Source organism: Chryseobacterium amylolyticum (assembly GCF_051011775.1).
GTDB lineage: Bacteria > Bacteroidota > Bacteroidia > Flavobacteriales > Weeksellaceae > Chryseobacterium.
The window spans coordinates 58608-80463 of record NZ_JBPCHX010000008.1 but is presented as its reverse complement, the minus strand read 5'-3'; the positions used below and the strand labels follow the sequence as shown (position 1 = coordinate 80463).

Genomic DNA, 21856 nt, shown 5'->3' with positions numbered 1-21856 from the left:
TGCTTAAACATTTTCATGAAAAGGTTTCTTTTATTATTTGTTATCTGTTTTCTTGTACACTCATGTGCAAGAGTAGGATCACCTGTTGGTGGGCCTAAAGATACTCTGGCACCGAAGTTTTTAAGCTCAAACATTGATACCACAAGAATTAATGTCAAAAGAGATATCCGTGAACTCCGTCTGGATTTTGACGAATATGTGACATTGAAGGATATCAATAAAAATCTGATTATTTCACCCCCGATTAAGGGAATAACGAGAATCCTTCCTTCGAATATAGCCAACAAATTTGTGCTGATTCAGTGGACGGATACCCTCCAGGCCAACACTACCTACAATTTCAATTTCGGGAACTCAATTGTTGATAATAATGAGTCTAATGTTCTGAGATATTTCAATTTTGCCTTTTCTACAGGGGATAAACTGGATGATCTTTACATCAGTGGTGAAGTAAAAGACGCGTTGGATACCAAAAAGAAAGCCGGTACAACTACTGAAAATAAACTGGTAGTTGGATTGTATCAGGTGAAAGATACAATGGATTACAAGAAAAAGCCTTACTATATTACAAAGGTAGATGAAGACGGATATTATGAATTAAACTATCTGACTCCCGGGAAATATAAAATTATAGCCTTTGAAGATGAGAACGGTAATTCCATGTATGATCCGGGCAAAGAAAAAGTAGGCTTCCAGAAAGATCCTGTCAATGTTGAGAAATCAATTTCAGGGTTAAATCTAAAAGTTTATCCTTCCAGAAAACCGGTGAAATATGTAGAAATGAAAGAAATTGCCGGAGGAGTTTTAATGACGTTCGAAGGTAATCCTGATGAAGTGAAAGTACAGTCACTGAACGAAAAACTGAAAGATGTCAAAATAACACATCATCCGAAATCCGATTCTGTCAGAATATGGTTTGATGCCGTAAAAGATAATGTAGGGCAGGATGCTAATGAAAAACTGATTTTCACCCACAACAAAGGTCCGAAAAAAGACAGTGCCTACAGCGTTTCTTTGTTTTACAGATATAATAAGAAAAACGCCATGGATGTCTTCAGTGATAACGATGGTACTTCAATTGCTCCAAAGGCAGATTTAAAAATTGCATCTAACTATATTATTGATAAAATTGACCCTTCAAAATGGACTTTAAGAGCTAAAGGAGACAGTTTGACAACAATACCGTTTAATGCTAAAATCTCAGAAACAAACCCTTACCAGATCTTAGTTCAATCCGATTTTGTAATGGGGAAAAGCTATGAGCTTACTGTCCCTAAAGAAACTGTATCTTCATTCTTTGCAAAAAATTCCCAGTCAAAACGTTTCGATTTTGATGTTGCCAAAGTAGACCAGTTCGGAAGTGTTGAATTTTCCATTTCGAATGCTCCTGAAGCCAACTATTGGATACAGCTGATCGATTCTTCAGATAAGGTAGCCTATCAGAAATACACAAAAGGAGATAGGATAAAGTTTGATATTCTGAGACCCGGAGAATATATCGTAAGAATTCTTGTAGATAATAACGGAAATAAATATTGGGATGAAGCAGATTTCGCCAATGACATTTTTGCTGAAGATGCTTATATCTTCTATAAAAAAGTGATCGTAAGAGGATTATGGGAAACAAGAGAAGATTGGGATCTGAAAGATACGAGAACACTTGATAGCCCGAAATCATCGACATCAGTACCAACGCCTGCAACACCAGCTCCAACACCTGCTCCAGCTTCCGTGCCGGAAACCACGGTACCTGCTGAATCTAAGGCAGCCAAACCCGTATTGAAAAAAGAATTTAAATCAGGTAATGCCGTTTTAACTCCAGCTAAGTAAGCAATGAAGACCGCTAAGAAAATACTATTCTGGACATTGGTTGCATTTGCACTGATTCAGTTTTTTCCTATTGACAGGACCAATAAACCTGTTGATGCTGCTGTTAACTTTGTTGATGCAAGGAAAACTCCGGAAAAGGTCAGGACACTGCTTAAAAATGCCTGTTATGACTGTCATTCCAATGAGACGGTTTATCCGAAATATGCTTTTATAGCTCCCGTTTCATGGTCTGTGAAAAGTCACGTGAATGAAGGCAGGGAACATCTTAATTTTTCTGTCTGGGGAACATATAACAAAGATTTGAAAGAGAATATGCTTACCCAATCTATCCAGACAATCCGCAACAGGACGATGCCAATGCCTGGTTACATAGTCTATCATAAAGAAGCCGGTCTTTCAGAAGCGGAAAGAGCATTACTGACTCAGTATTTTGAAGAAATGCTGAAAACCAAAACTTATTAGGCTCTGCAATAAAAAACTCCCGCAGATTTTACAAACTAAGCATATTATATTCTGCCTGATCTGTAAAATCTGCGGGAGGATTTTTACAAAAATTATTTTTCTAAATAGCTCTTGAAAAATCTCTTCTGAGAATCAAAAGCGATATCTTCAAGATCAAGATCCTGTACAGGAACCCAGATGGCTTCCGAGATCTCGGAGAGTTCAAGGCTTACCTCAAACTTTTCCGAAACATTGTATTCATAAAAGAGATCAATCGTATTATAATCAATTTCTTTGTATTGATATACATTAGGAAGGCTGGTAAGGTATTTCAGGTTGGAAATATCGATATCAAGCTGAAGTTCTTCAAAAAGTTCCCTTTTACAGGTTTCCTCTGCACTTTCTTTAGGGTCTACGAATCCTCCTGCAAGATCGAGTTTTCCTTTTTTGGGATCCCTGTTTCTTCGGGTAAGGTATATTTCGTCTCCACATCTGATGACAACGGCTACAGCGCCTGCCACATTATTGTACAAAGTAAAACCGCATTCCGGGCAGCTCCATTTTTTTTCGCCATCCCAGTGTAAGGACTCCTTGCCGCAGCTCGGGCAATATTTCAATATTTTCATTGAGTAATATTAATGTTTCTCGGGTGATAACTCAAAATAACATCCCTCAATTCTTCAGTTTTCAGATGCGTATAGATCTCCGTTGTCGTAATGCTGGAATGTCCCAGCATTTCCTGGATATAACGCAAATCTGCCCCATTCTGTAATAAATGGGTTGCAAATGAATGTCTGAAAGTATGTGGAGATATTTTTTTGTTAACCCCTGCTTTATCTGTAAGTTCTTTAATAATAAGAAATACAATCACTCTGGACATGGATGTTCCACGGCTGTTTAAAAACAGGGTGTCTTCATATTTCTTATTGATTTTACCTTTAGAACGTACTTCTTTGATATAACTGTCAAGCAGATCCGCAGTATAGTCGGCTAAAGGAACAAAACGGGTTTTGTTTCCCTTTCCGTGTACCTTGATGTACTGCTCTTTGAAGTTGATATTGGAGATCTTCAGATCAATAAGTTCAGAAACACGAAGCCCGCAGCCATATAATACCTCTATGATGCATTGGTTTCTTTTTCCGAGATCTGTATTGACCTCAATAGCAGCAATAATTTTGTTGATATCAGGAAGGCTTAAAGTATCAGGCAGATATAATCCCAGTTTAGGGCCTTCAAGCAGCGCCGCAGGGTTATCTTCGCGGTATTCATCCTCAAGCAGAAATTTGAAAAAGGCCTTGATAGAGGATATCCATCTTGCCTGTGATCTCTCACTGAATTTCTGTTTGGAAAGATTGAAAATGTATTCCTGCAGGTTTTCGTAGGCGATAGAGTCCGGACCGACGTTTTCCAGATCCTCTTCTGCGTAATCTTTTAATTTTTTAATGTCCCGAACGTAGGCGTCGAGCGTGTTTTCTGAAAAATTTCTTTCGAAACGAAGAAATATTTCAAAATCTTTGATCTTTTCATCCCAAGTCATTTGTGCTTATTTTTTTAGTTCACAGTCCGATATTTGTTCTATTTCAATGTTATGGTTTCTCAGGAACGATATTCCATCGTCATCCGAATACTCATTAATATACACCAGTCTTGTAATTCCTGCCTGTAAGATCAGCTTGCTGCATTCTTTACAGGGAGACAGCGTCAGATATAACGTTGCCCCTTTTGCAGATTGAGTAGAAGCGGCCAGCTTTAATATAGCATTGGCTTCAGCATGCAATACATACCAGTGTGTCTTCCCTTCTTCATCTTCACAGCAGTTTTCGAATCCCGAAGGAGTTCCGTTGTAACCATCTGAAATAATCATCCTATCTTTTACGATAAGAGCTCCCACCTGTTTTCTCTTACAGTAGGAGAGTTTTGCCCATTCCTGAGCCATTTTTAGATAAGCTTTATCAAACTTATTCATACCGCAGCATTGTTTTTTTTCGAAATAATTTGGATTAAAGTCTTTTAGAAAGATTAGAAGTTCGGCTTTCTCTTCTCTAGAAACGCAGTAACTCCTTCTTTCTTATCTTCCATTTCAAAAAGTTCTCCGAAATATTTAATTTCAGTTTCAAAACCTTTCTCCGTGTCAGACAGATTCACGGCATTTATTGCCTTTGATATTGCCATTGGTGAATTGTAGGCAATAGTGTTTGCTAATTCTTTTGTTTTGGTTAATAATTCTCCAATAGGGTATACTTCATTCACCAGTCCGATCTCTTTTGCTTTTTGGGCAGGGATCATTTTGGCCGAGAAGATCATTTCGTTGGCAATACCTTTTCCTACAAGCTTAGGAAGCCTTTGAGTTCCTCCATAACCCGGGATTAAACCGAGAGTTACTTCAGGAAGCCCTAATCTGGCGTTTTCAGATGCATATCTGATGTGGCATGCCATGGCAAGCTCCAAACCTCCTCCTAATGCAAAACCGTTAACGGCAGCAATCACAGGCTTGGACATATTTTCAATTTTGTTGAACAATGTATTTTGTCCGTTTCTTGCAAGTTCTTCCGCTCTTTCCTGTCCGAATTCGCTGAATTCCTTGATGTCAGCTCCCGCTACAAAAGATTTTTCTCCACTTCCGGTAAGGATAATTACCCTGCAGGAAGTATCAGCATTAAGCTCATCCAGTGCGGTACTGATTTCCTGAATGGTTTTTGCATTTAAAGCATTTAAACTCTCAGGTCTGTTTATGGTAATAATAGATAATTTATCTTCTTTTTTTAATAATATATTCTCGTAACTCATTTTTCCACTTTAAAATATCATCCTTTGCAAATTATGAATTTTTTACAAAAAAAAGGAAAAAATATTATTTTTTTTTCCTTTTTTTTAATTTATTATTCAATATGATTATTTGGAATGATTCATCATATTTGCATCTATATTGACATTTAGCTGAGAAGCTACTTTCATGCCAAGCTCAATGTTGGCACGGAAAAAGTGACATAGCTGACGGTTGATAATCTCGTCTCTTTTAGGCCCGCTGATACCGTTCATACTACCCACGATGTTTTTGATCAGATGATCTCTGTCCTCCGCATTCATTGCTTTTGAGTACAAAAGTCCCGGTTGGGTATAGTGGTCACTGTCATTATCATTTCTGTTGTAGCTGGCAACATGAGCACTGTCTAACTCATATTCGTAGTTTTTATAAGAAGGGTCAGGCTTAATATCATCAAAGCTGTTCGGGTGATAATTCGGTTTGTCCTGATAGTGGCTTGAGTCCGCCATATAACCATCCCTCTGATAATTATTAACAGCGAAAGGGCATCTGTTTACTTCCAGCTGGTGAGCGTTTACGCCCACTCTGTAACGGTGCGCATCAGGATAAGAGAATAATCTTCCCTGCAGCATTTTGTCCGGGGAAAAACTGATTCCGTTGATCAGGCTGCTTGGTGAAAAAGTAGATTGTTCCACATGGGCAAAATAATTGACAGGAATTTCATTAAGTTCCATTTCTCCTACCTCAATCAGAGGAAAATCATCATGGAACCACACTTTTGTTACATCAAACGGATTCCATCTGAAATCTTTTGCCTGTTCTTCTGTCATCACCTGAATGTACATCGTCCATTTCGGGAAATTACCGTTTTCAATAGCATTGCAAAGATCTTCCTGTGCAAAATCCGGGTTTTCACCGGCCATTTTTACAGCTTCTTCATCTGTGAAATTTTTTACGCCCTGCTTTGTTTTGAAATGGAATTTTACCCATACTCTCTCATTTTTGTCATTGATCATAGAAAAGGTATGAGACCCGAAACCATGCATATGCCTGTATCCATAAGGAGTTCCTCTGTCTGACATTAATATGAGGACCTGGTGAAGAGATTCAGGGTTTAAACTCCAGAAATCCCACATCATGGTGGCACTTTTTAAATTGGTTTTCGGAACTCTTTTCTGGGTATGAATAAAATCAGGGAATTTTTTGGCATCTTTAATAAAGAAAACAGGCGTGTTGTTTCCAACAAGGTCCCAGTTTCCGTCTTCAGTGTAAAATTTTAAAGCAAAACCTCTTGGATCTCTTGCTGTATCTGCACTTCCTTTTTCGCCTCCTACTGTAGAAAATCTGGCAAACATTCTGCAAGAGTTTCCTACTTTTGAAAACAGTTTTGCTTTGGTATACTGGCTGATATCGTGTGTTACAGTGAAAGTTCCATAAGCTCCGCTTCCTTTGGCATGCACAATCCTTTCAGGAATTCTTTCCCTAACGAAGTGTGCAAGATTTTCCTGGAGAATAAAGTCCTGCAGCAATACCGGGCCTCTTGGTCCTACCGTCTGGGAATCCTGATGCTCATAATAAGGCGCTCCGTTACTTAACGTTAATTTTTTAGAATCCATATAATTGATGATTTGAATAATTGTTTTTCTTTTCTAAATCCAAGTGTAAAGGTAGTGAATATCAAATTTACTTGAATTTTTAATTGCTAATAGCAAAAACGTTATATCTTTGTAATAGATAATATTAATCAAATGAACATTCAGCAACTGGAGTATCTTATCGCTGTTGATAAGTATAAACATTTTGGTAAAGCCGCTCAGGCGTGTTTTATTACCCAACCTACGTTAAGTGCCATGATACAGAAATTTGAGGATGAACTGGATGTGAAGGTTTTCGACAGGACAACTCATCCGATTCGTACTACGGATGTTGGCCTTCAGATTATCGATCAGGCAAAAGTAATTATCGAGTCTGTGAATGAGCTGAAGAATAAAGCAAACCTTTTGAATAATATTCTGGGAGGAACCATTAATCTGGGGATCATCCCTACTGTTTCTTCTTTCATTCTGCCAACGGAAATTTTCAAATTCCTGGAGGATAATCCAAAGATCCAGATGAATGTAAAAGAAATGACCACTGATAATATTATTAAAGCTTTGAAAGCAGGAGAACTGGATGCGGGAATTATCTCTACTCCTTATGATACTGCTGATGAGTTTTATCAGGATTTCCTGTTCAACGAAGAGCTGATGATCTACAGTTCCAACACAGAAGCCAATAAGAAAAATTCATACATCATTCCGGAAGATCTGAATGTAGAAAAAGTATGGCTGCTGGAGGAAGGAAACTGTCTGAGAAATCAGTTTGAAAATATCTGCCACCTGAAAGAAAATACATTAAAGCCTAAGAATTTAGACTTTTTAGCTTCCAATATTCAGACTTTGGTGCATATGGTGGATAAAGTAGGAGGGATCAGTATTCTGCCGGAGCTTGCACTAAGCCAGCTTTCCGAAGAGCAGAAGAAAAATGTTTTCAGATTCAAAAAACCTTTCCCATATCGCGAGATCAGTATTATTTATTATAAGCCTACTTTCAAGCAAAAAATCATTGATGAATTATCACATTCTATCAAGAGTTCTTTGGAACTTAAACTGAATTATCACGAAAGTCCGAAAGAATTTGTAAGCATTAAGCCTCAGTAACAGGAAATGCCTTAAAGTGATAGAAATCATCAATTTAAATAAAAGTGTAATTAATAAACAAAATTTTTGAGTATTACGAAAATAGTACTTAAATTTGCTGACGTTTATTACGAGGAAAAATTTGACCTGATTGCAACCTCTATAAAAAAATGCTAAAACAGTATTCTTTTTTCTGGGCAATTTCATTCATATTTTTCGCAAACACTATTTTAAATCTTTAAAAACAAAAGAATTATATGTCTTATTTATTTACATCTGAATCAGTTTCAGAAGGACATCCGGATAAAATTGCCGATCAAATTTCCGATGCATTAATCGACCATTTCTTAGCATATGATAAAGATTCAAAAGTAGCATGTGAAACTCTTGTAACTACCGGACAGGTGGTATTGGCAGGAGAAGTAAAATCAGATGCTTACCTTGATGTACAGACCATTGCCAGAGAAGTAATCAACGGAATCGGTTATACAAAAGGAGAATATATGTTCAATGGAGATTCGTGCGGAGTGATCTCTGCCATCCATGAACAGTCACCTGATATCAACCAGGGAGTTGACAGAGCTGTAAATGATGAGTCTTTCGAAGCTAAAGCAAATGCTCAGGGTGCCGGAGACCAGGGAATGATGTTCGGATATGCAACTAATGAAACGGCAAACTATATGCCTCTAGCACTGGATCTTGCCCACACAATCCTGAAAGAACTTTCTGCCATCAGAAGAGAAAATAAAGAGATCACTTATCTTCGTCCTGATGCGAAAAGCCAGGTTACTATTGAATATTCTGATGACCACAAACCTATCAGAATTGATTCTATCGTAGTTTCTACCCAGCATGATGACTTTGGAACTGAAGAAGAAATGCTGAACAAGATCCGTGAGGATATCAAAAATATTTTAGTTCCAAGAGTTGTTGCACAGCAAACTGAAGAAATCAAAGCTTTATTTAACGATCAGATCAAATATCATATCAATCCTACAGGGAAATTTGTAATCGGAGGACCTCACGGAGATACCGGTCTTACCGGAAGAAAAATCATCGTGGATACTTACGGAGGTAAAGGAGCTCACGGTGGTGGTGCCTTCTCTGGAAAAGACCCTTCTAAAGTAGACAGAAGTGCTGCGTATGCAACAAGACATATTGCTAAAAACTTAGTGGCAGCAGGAGTTGCAGACGAAGTTTTGGTACAGGTTTCTTATGCCATTGGAGTAGCTGAACCTTGTGGTTTATACATCAATACTTATGGAACGGCAAAAGTAGATCTGCATGATGGAGATATCGCGAAAAAAGTTTCTGCTATTTTTGATTTAAGACCTTATGCTATTGAGCAGAACTTAAAATTAAGAAATCCTATTTATCAGGAAACAGCTTCTTACGGGCATATGGGTAAAGAGCATTATGTAGCAGATAAAACGTTCAATAAAGGACATAAAAACGAGCTTACATTGAAAGATCTTGAATTCTTCACCTGGGAGAAACTTGACAAAGTAGAGGAGATTAAAGCCGCTTTTGGAATTTAATTTCTCTTTAAACAATAATAAATGAACTGCTTTATCTTTGGATAAGGCAGTTTTTTTTAATTTTACACCTTATAATATAAAAAGATGATGAATTTTAGAACTGTAGTTGCCATCCTGTCTTTGTTTTTACTGAGTACGGCTGTTAAAGCTCAATATACCATGCATAAAATGATCAGTGTGGGATATACCTACCAGAATCAGAGTTTTGGTGAAGTAGGAGGTAAATTGCTTTTTCTTAAAAATGATGATGTGATATACAGATTGGGAGGTTCTGCATTGATGGGATCTGTGGGTTCCAAATTTGCCATCATGCCGAAACTGCAGGCTGATGTCCTGCTTAATTTTGAAAAAAATGTAGATTTCTATCACTCATATTACTTTTTAGCAGGAGTTGAAGGAACCAGTAAATACATTGCTCCCAAAATCGGAGTTACCTTATTTGGGATGCTTGACCTTACAGGCGGATATGCTTTTCCTATCGGAGATACCCGATTGAATGGGAAAGAGATGAAAGGACTTAATATTAATTTTACATTAAATATCCCTACCGTGTTTATTCATGACATGTTTAAATGATTTTTTTTAGATTTTTCTCTATAAAATTTAATAATAGGTTAACAGTTATTAAAAAATTATTATATTTACATCATAATAATTTGTACCGCCTATAGAATAGACTCTACTCTAGAACTGTTTTGTTGATACAGCAAAGGCCAGATGAAATATCTGGAGGAATGCCTGTCTGCGAATTATTTATATTGAGAAGAGTTATGAAATCAAAATCGGATAGTTTACTAATTTCCCTTTACCAAAAAGGAGACGAGGGCGCATTATCAACCCTCATTCACCGACATCAGAGAGAGCTGTTTACATTCATTTTTTACAAAATTAATGATGAAGATTTAGCCAATGATATCTTTCAGGATACATTCATGAAGATTATTGTGATGCTAAAAGAAGGGCGCTATAACGAAGAAGGTAAATTTATTCTTTGGGCGAAAAGAATTTCCCACAATTTAATCATCGATCATTTCAGGTCAAAAGCCAAGAATATCAAAGTTTCAGAAACTACTTTTGAAACAGATGAGTATTCTATCTTTGATTTAATCAGAGAACCTTCAGAGAATATTGAAGATCAGCTTGTGACCAACCAGATTCAGGAGGACCTTCTGAAGATGTTACAGTTTCTGCCCCAAAACCAGCAGGAGGTAATCAAACTGAGGTTTTTTGATGGTTTGAGTTTCAAAGAAATTGCAGACCATACGGAGATGAGCATTAATACAACTTTAGGCAGAGTAAGATATGCTTTGATAAACCTGAGAAAAATCATGGATGAAAATAATATAATATTGACCAGGTAGAATAATATTTCAAATAAATTCACGTTTTAAAGAAAAACATACTTCGCCTATGAAAAAAAATGATTCTTTAAAAGTGAAAACTTTGAAACCTAAGAAACAAACAATCGATTTTTTGCTCAACTTTTCTAAAAGCCTTGAAATTGTCAAAAGCAAGAGCAAGAATTACCCTGTCTCGAAAAATTAAAATTACTAACTTTGTGCTGTATGAAAATGCAGCACGTTTTTTTTGACCTGGACAATACGCTCTGGGATCATCGCAGAAATGCCTATCTTACCATCAAAGACCTTTTTGAAAAACAGGAAATCAATTCGAAGTATCATATTGACTTTGAAGAATTTCATTCTGTTTATCATGATATCAACGAAGAATTATGGGAGAAGATCAGAGACGGGATTATTGGCAAAGAGTATTTGAGAGAACACCGTTTTTATGATTCATTTAAACATTTCGGAATAGATAATAAAGAGCTTGCCCTTTATTTTGAAGAAAACTTCCTTGATAATATTGTGAGTTATAATGAACTGGTAGATGGAGCAGAAGATGTTCTGGAATATCTGAAAGCCAAGAATTATACATTACACATCATTTCCAACGGATTTCAGGAGGTGACGGAAAGGAAATGTACCCTTTCCGGAATCGCCCCTTATTTCAAAACAATTACCAGTGCAGATTCTGTAGGGGTAAGAAAACCTAATCCAAGGATTTTTGAATATTCGCTGGGACTTTCTGAAGCAAGAAAAGAGGAAAGTATCCTGATCGGTGACGACTGGATTGCAGATGCAATGGGTGCTACAGATTTCGGGATGGACGCTATTTTTTTCGATGTATATAAAGAAGATAAGCAGAAAGAAGGATTAAAAGCCATCACCCACCTTCAGCAGATTAAGGAATACTTATAAAGGGTAAGACAATAAAAGTCTACAGTATAAAAAGCCATTAAGATCATCTTAGTGGCTTTTTTGTTTTTGAATGTTCTCTAAGAATCAATCCAACCATCTGTGATCATCCGTGAAAATCTGAAGTTAAACTTAATCATCAAATTATTTATTTTTTTATCGGAATAATTTTCCCAATTCTTTCCCAAATTGATGATGAACTTTGCTCCAGAATAACAACAAAAATGTAATAGTATGGAAAATGTAAAGAAAATCACAGGGGTATTGATGATCATGTTTTTATTGATGGGAAGTTTTATTGCTGCACAGGATAGAGCAATCTCTCCCAACCAATTGCCAAAAACAGCAAAAAACTTTCTTGCTGCCCATTTCAAAGGCATACCTGTAAACTCAGCCATAGAAGACAGGGAGATCTATGGAGTGGATGAATACAAAGTATATCTGACCAATGGAATGAAAATGGAGTTCGACGGCAGCGGAAACTGGAAAGAAGTAGATGGCAAGCACCAGAAAATTCCATATGGTTTTATTCCTGTATCAATCAGAAATTACAGTACGAAGAACTTTCCGAATACTTACATCACCAAAATAGAAAAGAAAAGATGGTCTTATAAAGCCGAACTGTCCAACGGGCTTGAGCTTGAGTTCGACAGGAACGGGAACTTCAAAAAAATTGATGATTAACACTAACACACTAAATTTTAATATTATGGTCAACTGGAATATAATAAACAATAACGGAAGAAAGATTTCTTCTGCTCAGATCAGAAAGAATATAGTTTCATTTATGACAAGGAATCATCCCTGCAGCATCATTGATTCTATTGAAAAAAAATACAATGCTTACAAAATTCATTTGATGAATGGTCTGTGTCTTGTCTTTGATGCAGACGGCGCTTTGTTAAGTAAGGAATCCGGAAGTTAAATGAAACTGCATAGATTGATGGAGCCTGAATAACTTCCGGCTTCTCACTTCAATCTTCCAGCTTTTAATTTCCTATATTTGATATAAGTTAACCATGCAGCAGAGTAAATAGATCCAGAAATATGAAGATTTTAATAATAGAAGATGAACCCGAACTGAAAGATACCGTACAGAAATTTCTGGAAGCAGAGCATTTCATTGTGGAATACGCAGAGAATTACAGTGGCGGGCTGGAAAAAATTATTTCTTACGAATATGACTGTATTTTACTCGATATTATGCTGCCTGACGGAAATGGGATAGATCTGTTGAAGGAGATCAAGAAAATGCATAAGAAAGATCCGGTGATCATCCTTTCTGCCAAAGACTCTGTGGATGATAAGGTGGCAGGATTGGAAATAGGAGCTGATGATTATCTGGCAAAGCCTTTTCACCTTGCAGAGCTCATGGCGAGAATCAAATCCGTGATCAGAAGAAAAAATCAGGACGGAGAAAATATCATCCGCTACAAAAATATAAGCATTGATCCGGAGAACAGAATTGTGAAAGTAGGGAATGAAGAGCTTGCCCTCAACCGTAAAGAATATGATCTTTTGTATTACTTTGTGATTCATCCGCAGAAAACTTTACAGAAAACAACATTGGCTGAAGCCATTTGGGGAGATTATATCGATCAGGCAGACAGTCTGGATTTCATTTATTCCCAGATTAAAAATCTTCGTAAAAAATTGAAAACCCTACATGCAGAAGCGGATTTCCAGGCTGTATACGGAATAGGATATAAATTGATCTGATGAAGACCTCATTAAAATATTACACCATAAAATACCTGATCATGATCCTGCTGCTGATTATAGCCGTATGGGCAGGTCTTTTTTATGCGTATATCCTGGATGAAGTGCATGACAATGTAGATGATGGTTTAAGGGACCGGAAAATACAGATTATCAAAGCTGTTTATCTTAATCCGCAGCTGTTGAAGAATAACGAATTTGGATTCAATGAATTTAAAATCAATCCGATTAAAGCTGAAGAATATCAAAACAAAAGCAGGCTTTACAACAAGATGTACTACATGGAGTATGATGATAAAGACCAGCCTTACAGGGTTCTGGAAGCAGACTTTATCGATCAGTTCAAAGGTCATCAGCGGCTTGTTATAAGAACTTCAACGGTGGAGGAAGACGAATTGATATACGATCTTACTACTGCTTTAATCGTACTTTATATCCTTTTGGTGATAAGTATTGTGGTAGTCAATGGATATCTGCTGAATAAGGCGATGGGGCCTTTCTATCAGATTCTGGATAAGCTTAAAAAATATCAGTTTGGGATTCCTTTTTCCCGGGAAAAGTACAGTTACAAAATCACCGAGTTTGAAGAATTAAATAAGGAAATCAATGAAATGGTTGAACGTAATGAGCTTGTTTTCTATCAGCAGAAACAATTTATTGAAAATGCGTCTCATGAACTTCAGACTCCTTTGGCTATCGTGATTAATAAGATTGATCTTCTGATTCAGAATGATGACCTTGATAAAAAAAATCTGGCCTTTCTTACCGAAGTTAAGAATGATCTGCGAAGAATGGTAGGCTTAAACAAATCATTATTAATGCTTTCCAAAATTGAAAACAGCCAGTTTAACAAAACTTCAGACGTTGATTTTAACGGAATGATTACCCGGCTGGTTCAGAATTATGAAGATTTTATTGCTTTTAAAAAAGTAGAGGTCAGTATTATTGAAAAAGGAAAATTTATAGCCGGTTTCAATCAGGATCTGGCGGATATTCTGTTGTCTAATCTTCTTAAGAATGCAGTCAAATACAATAATGAAGAAGGAACCCTAAATATTATCGTTGAAAATAACAGAATAACATTTCAAAACAGCGGAAGCTCTGTGCCGCTGGATTCGGCAAGGATATTTAACAGGTTCTATAAGCAGGGGTCAGATCATACTTCTACCGGATTGGGGCTGTCTATCGTTAAAACTATTATCAGGCAGTATCCGGGATGGGAAATTAAGTATGAATATGCAGATCATATGCATTACTTTATTCTCACTAAAAATAACAGCAGCTATATTATATAGAAAAGCCTTTCAAAACGAAAGGCTTTCTTATGATAAAAAACTTAGCATTAAAATCCTAAGCTTGTTCTTACTCTTTTAAGGGTTTCCAGAGCAATAGGTCTGGTTTTCTCAGCGCCCTGCTGAAGCTTTGCTTCAAGCTCATCAAGATTATTCATATAATAATTGAACGTTTCTCTTTCCTTCTCAAAACGTACCAGAATCAGATCCAGCAATTCCTTTTTAGCATGTCCGTATCCGAAGTTTCCGGCAAGATATTTGGCTCTTAATTCCTCGGTTTGTTCAGGAGTAGCAATCAGCTGGTAAATAGCAAAAACTTTATCCGTTTCAGGATCTTTAGGGTCTTCTAAAGCTTTTGAATCCGTTTCAATGCTCATCACCTGTTTTTTAAGTTCCTTTTCCGGTAAGAAAATATTGATGATATTTCCTCTGGATTTTGACATTTTCTGACCGTCTGTCCCGGGAACATATTTGGTGTCTTCCTGAAGTTCAGACTGTGGCAATACAAGAACTTCACCCATCTGATTGTTGAATCTTGACGCGACATCTCTGGCGAACTCCAGGTGCTGAAGCTGGTCTTTTCCAACAGGAACAATCTCTGCATCATACAGCAAAATATCCGCAGCCATCAGAATAGGGTAAGTAAACAAACCTGCATTCACATCCTGAAGCCTGTCTGCCTTATCCTTGAATGAATGGGCCAATGTTAATCTTTGATAAGGAAAAAAACATGATAAATGCCAAGAAAGTTCACAGGTTTCAGCGATATCGCTTTGTCTGTAGAAATATGTTTTTTCAGTATCCAGCCCACAAGCAAGCCAAGCCGCAGCAATCTCGTAGGTATTTTGTCTTAAAGTCTGCGCATCCTTAATCTGTGTAAGTGTGTGAAGATTCGCAATAAATAAAAATGATTCATTTCCTTCCTGCTTGGATAGTTCGATCGCAGGAATAATAGCCCCTAATAAATTTCCAAGATGGGGTGTTCCGGTGGCTTGAATGCCGGTAAGAATTCTTGACATTTGTTTACAATTTATATTTAAAAATTAATGAATAGCAAATTTACGAGGTTTGCCGGGAATAACGAAGATAAAAGATAAAAGATAAAAGATAAAAGATAAAAGATAAAAGATAAAAGATAAAAGATAAAAGATAAAAGATAAAAGATAAAAGATAAAAGATAAAAGATAAAAGATGTTGTTATTAAAATTCAATAGGGGTGGGCTCAGCCCGGCCAGCTTACAATTCAACATCCATCCATTGCCTTTAGCCAAAATCTATCCATCCGGAATAATCATCTCTCTTTTCTCAATCATCTGTGACGATTTCTGCAATCTGTGGGAAAAAATCAAGGAATCATAATCTTCTCCCCTCCGAATTTCGGTTCTACTCCGAAAAGCAGATCCCAATAGGCCTTAGCTTTGGCTGCATACTCTCTCATATTAGTCTTTAACCCTGCATATTTATTTACATCAGCTGCATTGTACCCAAAGGCTTCCATCCCATTTTTTCTGGCCAGAAAAACGGCTCTTTCATTATGGAACTTCTGAGAAATGATGATGAGTCTGGTCTGGCTGAAAATATCCTTGGCTCTTACTACAGAATCCAGTGTCCTGAATCCCGCATGGTCCAAAATAATTTTATCCTTTGGAACTCCTTCCTGTATCAAGGCAAGCTGCATATCTTCAGGTTCATTATAATCCTTGGTACTGTTATCACCACTGACAATAATGTATTGTATTTTTCCGCTTTTGTATACATCACCTGCAGCTTTTATTCTGTTGTAGAAATAAGCATTTGGCTGTCCGTTGTTCAGGAGTTTCCCGGTTCCCAGCAATAAACCTGTTTTTGCTTCAGGCAGATCAGCAATATTATAAGAAATGAAGGATTCGCTGTCTTTTTTAATGCTGTAATTTGCCCAGGCAATAAAAATAATTCCTGCAACCAGAAGAAGCAGGAAAATTTTAAAAATATTTTTGATTATTTTTTTCATCCGAAAATATGTCATTTTAAAACTCCAGACCGTTCGGGAAAGCTTTTTTTCTGAATATCAATAAGAATGCTGCTCCCACGGTAATCGCAGAATCGGCAACATTGAAAATATACTTGAAGAACTCAATGTGTTTTCCGCCTATCAAAGGCCAGCTTTCAGGAACATACCAGTCTACCAGCGGGAAGTGCAGCATATCTACTACACATCCTTTCATAAACGAAGAATATCCATGTCCAAAAGGAACAAGTTTAGAAACTCCACCGTAATCAAGCCATCTGTCAACACTTGCATCATAGATACTTCCGCTGTCGAAGATCATTCCGTAAAACATTCCGTCAATAAGGTTTCCGATAGCCCCTGCAAAAATGATGGCCATTGGAATCAGAAGGTAGTTGGATGCTCCTTCTTTTAACCATTTTTTAAACATATACAGCATTCCTCCGATCAGGAAAATTCTTAGGATAACAAGAAAATATTTTCCGATAATACCTCCGAAATGAAATCCGTAAGCCATTCCTGGATTCTCAACAAAAGTAAGTTTGAAACCCGGAAAAACAGAAACACTGTCACCTAGCCCAAAATGAGTTTTAATATAAATTTTTGAAGCCTGGTCAATTAACAACACTAAAAAGGTTATCGCTAAAATCTTTTTCATTACTGTCCTTTAGGTTTTGAAGGCTTTGCTGCCGGCTTTACATTTTTGTTGTCGCTTGCTTTCTTGACTACTTTCTGTCCGTTAAACGAGCTTTTAACGTGAGCTTTTTCAAATTTAATGCCCATTTCCTTCAGAACACTTTTCAGTGCACTCAGTTCCATAGAATTTTTAGGATGTACTATGATAGATTCCATTTCTTTTATTTAATTGTTACATTTTAGACAGCTCATCGAGTCTCTTTCTGTCTTTTTCAGAGAGATCATTCACTCCGTTTTTGCCCATTTTGCTCAGAAGTCTGTCGATTTCTTTCTCCCGTTCACGTTTATCAGCATTGAATTTGTCATCAATAGTATAGTTTTTCTGCGGATCAGGAAAAAATCTGTTTTTGATCCATGTCCTGTTGACAAACAACAATACTGCTGCGATGATAACGCCCAAAATTAATAATTCGCTCATGGGTATACATTAAAAATTAGGTTTATAAAGTATCCTTGAATACAATATAAACCCAATATTATTTTACAAACCTTACGGCTATTTCTGCATATTTTTCGCTTCGATGCTCAGCGTAGCATGAGGAACAGCCAGAAGTCTTTCCTTAGGAATCAATTTTCCTGTCACTCTGCAAACACCGTACGTTTTGTTTTCGATTCTGATCAAAGCATTTTTAAGGTCACGCACGAATTTTTCCTGTCTTCCTGCCAAAATAGAATTCTGCTCTTTGCTTAACGTTTCTGCTCCTTCTTCAAAAGCCTTGAAAGTAGGAGACGTATCATCCGTTCCGTTATTCTGGTCGTTGATGAAACTTTCTCGGATAAGCTGAAGATCTTTTTCTGCTTTTTCTATTTTTTCTTTAATGATCGCTTTAAATTCCTGTAAATCAGCATCGCTGTATCTAACTCTTTCGTCTGACATATTCTTTCTCTTTTTTAATAAAATTATGAAATGGAATTTGAAATACAATAACTACATGTTAATTTTTTTCAATATTTATCTTAAAATTAACCTCATCTATTTCGATTTCGTTAAAATTTGAAAGTGAAGATACAATTTCTATTTTATTTGACAAGACTTCAGAAGAAATATATTCCTCATTTTTCTTAATATCATTCAAGAAAGGAGAGCTTTCTTCCAATGCAATTGAAATTTTGTCTGTCAGTTCAAAGTCTTTGTCTTTTCGCAGGTTTTGAATTCTGTTGATGAACTCTCTTGCGATTCCTTCAGATTTTAACTCATCGGTTAACGTCAAATCTAATGCCACAGTTGTTTTTCCGTCAGAAGTTACTGTCCATCCCGGGATATCTTTGGTAGAAATCTCTACATCATCAAGGGTAATTTCATATCCCTGAACATCTGTTTTTCCTTCCTTTTCAAGAACGGCAATCTGTTCTGCACTAAGATTAGCAATCTCTGCACCTACCAGCTTCATGTCTTTTCCTAATTTAGGACCAAGCGCTTTGAAGTTGGGTTTTATCTGTTTAACAATTAAATGCGATGCTTCTTCCGCATTGATTAACTGTAATTCTTTTACGTTCACTTCCTGCTTGATCAGGTCTGCAACAGCTAGAATCTGTTCTTCTGTTTTAGAATCCAATACAGGAACCAATACTTTCTGTAGCGGCTGACGAACTTTTACATTCTCTTTCTTTCTCAGAGAGAAGACCATGCTTGTAATGTTCTGAGCCAGATGTGTTTTTTCAACCAGATCCTGATCGATTAAGCTTTCATCAGCTACCGGAAAATCTGTAAGGTGTACAGATTCACAGTTTTCTTTTCCTGTTACTTTATTCAGGTCCTGATACAATTGATCCATAAAGAACGGAGCAATAGGAGCGGAAAGCTTGGCTACTGTTTCAAGACAAGTGTATAAAGTCTGATAAGCAGAGATTTTGTCATCAGAATATTCTCCTTTCCAGAAACGTCTTCTGCACAGTCTTACGTACCAGTTACTCAGGTTGTCATTCACAAAAGTGCTGATTGCTCTTGCTACTCTTGTCGGTTCATAGTCTTCATAGAATGCTTTTACTTCCTTGATCAGAAGGTTCAGCTCAGAAAGGATCCATCTGTCGATTTCAGGACGGTTTTCCACTTCTTTTTCCGAATAATTGAATCCGTCAACATTTGCATACAGAGCAAAGAATGAATACGTATTGTAAAGGGTTCCAAAGAACTTTCTTCTTACTTCATCGATTCCTTCAATATCAAACTTCAGGTTTTCCCAAGGGTTGGCATTGGAGATCATATACCAACGGGTAGCATCCGGTCCGTAAACTGCAAGTGTTTCGAATGGATCTACAGCATTTCCTAAACGTTTTGACATCTTTTGCCCGTTCTTATCCAGAACAAGACCGTTACTCATTACATTTTTGTAAGCAACTGAATCAAACACTGCAGTTCCGATCGCGTGAAGCGTATAGAACCATCCACGGGTCTGGTCAACACCTTCCGCAATGAAGTCAGCCGGGAATGCTTTATTATTGTCAATTAATTCTTTGTTTTCAAAAGGATAATGCAACTGTGCATAAGGCATAGACCCTGAATCGAACCAAACGTCGATCAGGTCGCTTTCACGCTTCATTGCTTTTCCTGAGTCAGAAACCAATACCACTTTGTCAACCACGTTTTTGTGAAGATCTACAAGCTCATAGTTAGACTCTGCCATATTTCCGATGATGAAACCTTTGAACGGGTTTTCGGCCATCAGTCCTGCTGCAATTGATTTCTCGATTTCGTTATAAAGTTCTTCTACAGAACCTATGATTTTTTCTTCTTTCAGATCATCTGTTCTCCAGATCGGTAACGGGATACCCCAATATCTTGAACGGGATAAGTTCCAGTCGTTTACATTTTCCAGCCAGTTGGCAAAACGTCCTTCTCCGGTAGCTTTGGGTTTCCAGTTGATTTCTTTGTTCAGGTTAACCAGTCTGTCTTTTACAGCGGTCATTTTCACAAACCATGAATCCAGCGGATAGTACAATACCGGTTTATCTGTTCTCCAGCAGTGTGGATAAGAGTGGACATATTTTTCTACTTTGAAGGCCTTGTTCTCCGTTTTCAACAGGATCGCAAGTTCCACATCCCATGATTTCTCAGGCGCTGTTCCTTCATCGTAATATTCGTTTTTGATATATTTTCCTGAAAACACCTCTGGAACATTTTCCCCTTTGATGAATCTACCCTGTAAATCTACCAATGGTACAAGGTTGTCATTTTCATCTTTTACCAACATGGGAGGAATCTCAGGCTGAGCCATTTTAGCAACTCTCGCATCATCCGCACCAAAAGTAGGCGCTGTGTGTACGATACCGGTACCGTCCTCTGTCGTTACGAAATCCCCTAAGATTACTCTGAATGCATTCTCAGGATTGTCATTAGGTGTAAACCAAGGAACTAACTGCTCATATCTCGTATCAACAAGTTTTTCCCCTGTAAATTCTTTTAATATTCTGAAAGGAATTACTTTGGTTTCCGGAGTATAGTTGGCAAAATCCTCATCTGTACCTTCTGCATATTTTTTACCGAAGACTTTAGGTAAAAGAACGCTTGATAAAACTACAGTTACAGGTTCAAATGTATATTGATTGAAGGTTTTAACCAAAACATATTCAATATCTCTTCCTACAGTAAGAGCAGTATTGGATGGAAGTGTCCACGGAGTTGTCGTCCATGCAAGGATATGAACATCCCCGTCAACATCGTTGAACAATGCTGAAGAGTCTTTTTTCACTTTAAACTGAGCCACAACCGTTGTGTCCGAAACATCACGATATGTCCCAGGCTGGTTAAGCTCGTGAGAAGAAAGTCCTGTTCCCGCTTTTGGAGAGTAAGGCTGGATCGTGTAACCTTTGTACAATAAGTTTTTATCATACAATTGCTTCAACAGCCACCAAACCGTTTCCATATATTTTGACTTGTACGTGATGTACGGATCATCAAGGTCTACCCAATATCCGATTTTTTCCGTAAGGTTATTCCAGACATCGGTATAACGCATTACGGCTTCACGACAAGCTTTGTTATAGTCTTCAATAGAGATTTTTTTGCCAATATCTTCTTTCGTGATTCCTAATTCTTTTTCTACACCCAGTTCCACAGGAAGACCATGCGTATCCCAGCCTGCTTTACGGAAAACCTGTTTCCCGTTTTGGGTCTGGTAACGGCAGAAAATATCTTTCAATGCTCTTGCCATTACGTGGTGAATTCCGGGCATACCGTTTGCTGAAGGCGGACCTTCATAAAAAACAAACTCAGGATTTCCCTGACGAATCTCAACACTCTTATTGAAAGTTTTATTTTGTTTCCAAAATTCCGCTACATTCTCTGCTACGTCAATAAGGTTGAGGTTTTTGTATTCTTTAAATTGGCTCATTGTAAATATCTCAATATCGTTGATTAATTAAGTCTGCAAATTTACTAAAATTTGTCGGTTTATAATATATGTTTTATTTTGATATCATCTATTAAAAAGTTCAATTTCAGAAATATAAATAAAATGTAAGGTAAAAGTGAATGGTGAATGGTGAATATGTGAATTTTTCTGGGTGTTTTTTATATAAAATTTAGCGTAATGTATTCAATAGGAGCGGGCTTTAGCCCGCTTAAATAATAAAAGGCAAATCCAACGGCTTTAGCCAAAGCCTAATGATTGCGCAAAGTTCACAAAGATCTTAAGAATGCTGGTGCAGCAACCT

General features: G+C 37.1%; 23 protein-coding genes. 11 read left to right on the top strand and 12 right to left on the bottom strand.

Annotation, left to right across the window (positions count from 1 at the left end; genetic code table 11):
- The first annotated feature begins 15 nt into the window (after window positions 1-15).
- Complete coding sequence (locus ACR1PO_RS20265; protein WP_433987971.1) at window positions 16-1830, top strand: Ig-like domain-containing domain; 1815 nt, start codon at window positions 16-18, stop codon at window positions 1828-1830.
- A 3-nt stretch (window positions 1831-1833) separates the two neighbouring features.
- Window positions 1834-2292 (top strand): heme-binding domain-containing protein, encoded by a 459-nt coding sequence (locus ACR1PO_RS20260; RefSeq protein ID WP_433987970.1) that lies wholly within the window; start codon window positions 1834-1836, stop codon window positions 2290-2292.
- 92 nt (window positions 2293-2384) lie between these two features.
- Here the strand turns inward: ACR1PO_RS20260 and ACR1PO_RS20255 are convergent, their stop codons facing one another.
- The 5 genes from ACR1PO_RS20255 to ACR1PO_RS20235 form a co-directional block, all read right to left on the bottom strand.
- Entirely contained in the window at window positions 2385-2897 is a 513-nt protein-coding gene (locus ACR1PO_RS20255) for an NUDIX hydrolase (RefSeq protein WP_433987969.1), read from the bottom strand.
- Entirely contained in the window at window positions 2894-3808 is a 915-nt protein-coding gene (xerD, locus tag ACR1PO_RS20250) for a site-specific tyrosine recombinase XerD (RefSeq protein ID WP_002983801.1), read from the bottom strand. The genes ACR1PO_RS20255 and xerD overlap by 4 nt, the downstream gene beginning before the upstream one ends.
- Window positions 3809-3814: 6 nt before the next feature.
- Complete coding sequence (locus ACR1PO_RS20245) at window positions 3815-4237, bottom strand: deoxycytidylate deaminase (protein WP_002983800.1); 423 nt, start codon at window positions 4235-4237, stop codon at window positions 3815-3817.
- 53 nt (window positions 4238-4290) lie between these two features.
- Window positions 4291-5058, bottom strand: coding sequence for an enoyl-CoA hydratase/isomerase family protein (locus tag ACR1PO_RS20240; protein WP_433987968.1), 768 nt, complete (start codon window positions 5056-5058; stop codon window positions 4291-4293).
- Window positions 5059-5163: 105 nt separating this feature from the next.
- Window positions 5164-6651: a catalase gene (locus ACR1PO_RS20235; protein WP_332388986.1), complete on the bottom strand. Its 1488-nt coding sequence runs from the start codon at window positions 6649-6651 to the stop codon at window positions 5164-5166.
- Window positions 6652-6783: 132 nt separating this feature from the next.
- Here ACR1PO_RS20235 and ACR1PO_RS20230 point away from each other — a divergent pair, with 132 nt between their 5' ends.
- The 9 genes from ACR1PO_RS20230 (at window position 6784) to ACR1PO_RS20190 (ending at window position 14523) form a co-directional block, all read left to right on the top strand.
- Window positions 6784-7734, top strand: a complete 951-nt coding sequence (locus ACR1PO_RS20230) for a LysR substrate-binding domain-containing protein (RefSeq protein ID WP_193546727.1) — start codon at window positions 6784-6786, stop codon at window positions 7732-7734.
- A gap of 236 nt (window positions 7735-7970) precedes the next feature.
- Window positions 7971-9251 carry a methionine adenosyltransferase gene (gene metK / locus ACR1PO_RS20225; RefSeq protein WP_433987967.1) on the top strand — a complete coding sequence of 427 codons (1281 nt, stop codon included), beginning with the start codon at window positions 7971-7973 and terminating at the stop codon, window positions 9249-9251.
- A gap of 84 nt (window positions 9252-9335) precedes the next feature.
- Window positions 9336-9827, top strand: coding sequence for a hypothetical protein (locus ACR1PO_RS20220; RefSeq protein ID WP_433987966.1), 492 nt, complete (start codon window positions 9336-9338; stop codon window positions 9825-9827).
- Between the two features lie 194 nt (window positions 9828-10021).
- On the top strand, window positions 10022-10612 hold the full coding sequence (locus ACR1PO_RS20215) for an RNA polymerase sigma factor (protein WP_002983793.1): 591 nt from the start codon (window positions 10022-10024) through the stop codon (window positions 10610-10612).
- 204 nt (window positions 10613-10816) lie between these two features.
- On the top strand, window positions 10817-11512 hold the full coding sequence (locus ACR1PO_RS20210) for a YjjG family noncanonical pyrimidine nucleotidase (protein ID WP_433987965.1): 696 nt from the start codon (window positions 10817-10819) through the stop codon (window positions 11510-11512).
- Window positions 11513-11743: 231 nt separating this feature from the next.
- Window positions 11744-12193 carry a PepSY-like domain-containing protein gene (locus tag ACR1PO_RS20205; RefSeq protein ID WP_433987964.1) on the top strand — a complete coding sequence of 150 codons (450 nt, stop codon included), beginning with the start codon at window positions 11744-11746 and terminating at the stop codon, window positions 12191-12193.
- A gap of 25 nt (window positions 12194-12218) precedes the next feature.
- Window positions 12219-12434, top strand: a complete 216-nt coding sequence (locus ACR1PO_RS20200; RefSeq protein WP_433987963.1) for a PepSY-like domain-containing protein — start codon at window positions 12219-12221, stop codon at window positions 12432-12434.
- A 122-nt stretch (window positions 12435-12556) separates the two neighbouring features.
- Complete coding sequence (locus ACR1PO_RS20195) at window positions 12557-13228, top strand: response regulator transcription factor (RefSeq protein WP_433987962.1); 672 nt, start codon at window positions 12557-12559, stop codon at window positions 13226-13228.
- Window positions 13228-14523 (top strand): sensor histidine kinase, encoded by a 1296-nt coding sequence (locus tag ACR1PO_RS20190; RefSeq protein WP_433987961.1) that lies wholly within the window; start codon window positions 13228-13230, stop codon window positions 14521-14523. The genes ACR1PO_RS20195 and ACR1PO_RS20190 overlap by 1 nt, the downstream gene beginning before the upstream one ends.
- A 47-nt stretch (window positions 14524-14570) precedes the next feature.
- Here the strand turns inward: ACR1PO_RS20190 and trpS are convergent, their stop codons facing one another.
- From trpS to ileS, 7 genes are all read right to left on the bottom strand, one after another.
- Window positions 14571-15539, bottom strand: a complete 969-nt coding sequence (gene trpS, locus ACR1PO_RS20185; RefSeq protein WP_433987960.1) for a tryptophan--tRNA ligase — start codon at window positions 15537-15539, stop codon at window positions 14571-14573.
- A 326-nt stretch (window positions 15540-15865) separates the two neighbouring features.
- Entirely contained in the window at window positions 15866-16510 is a 645-nt protein-coding gene (locus tag ACR1PO_RS20180; RefSeq protein ID WP_433987959.1) for a SanA/YdcF family protein, read from the bottom strand.
- 16 nt (window positions 16511-16526) lie between these two features.
- Window positions 16527-17165: a lipoprotein signal peptidase gene (locus ACR1PO_RS20175; protein WP_002983777.1), complete on the bottom strand. Its 639-nt coding sequence runs from the start codon at window positions 17163-17165 to the stop codon at window positions 16527-16529.
- Window positions 17165-17359, bottom strand: a complete 195-nt coding sequence (locus ACR1PO_RS20170) for a DUF2683 family protein (protein WP_002983775.1) — start codon at window positions 17357-17359, stop codon at window positions 17165-17167. Before ACR1PO_RS20170 ends, ACR1PO_RS20175 begins: the two co-directional genes overlap by 1 nt.
- A gap of 16 nt (window positions 17360-17375) precedes the next feature.
- Window positions 17376-17621 (bottom strand): DUF6576 domain-containing protein, encoded by a 246-nt coding sequence (locus ACR1PO_RS20165; protein WP_433987958.1) that lies wholly within the window; start codon window positions 17619-17621, stop codon window positions 17376-17378.
- 78 nt (window positions 17622-17699) lie between these two features.
- The gene (locus ACR1PO_RS20160; protein WP_002983772.1) at window positions 17700-18080 is read right to left on the bottom strand and encodes a TraR/DksA family transcriptional regulator; all 381 of its coding nucleotides are present in this window, start codon (window positions 18078-18080) and stop codon (window positions 17700-17702) included.
- A 58-nt stretch (window positions 18081-18138) separates the two neighbouring features.
- On the bottom strand, window positions 18139-21534 hold the full coding sequence (gene ileS, locus ACR1PO_RS20155) for an isoleucine--tRNA ligase (protein ID WP_433987957.1): 3396 nt from the start codon (window positions 21532-21534) through the stop codon (window positions 18139-18141).
- Between the last annotated feature and the right edge of the window lie 322 nt (window positions 21535-21856).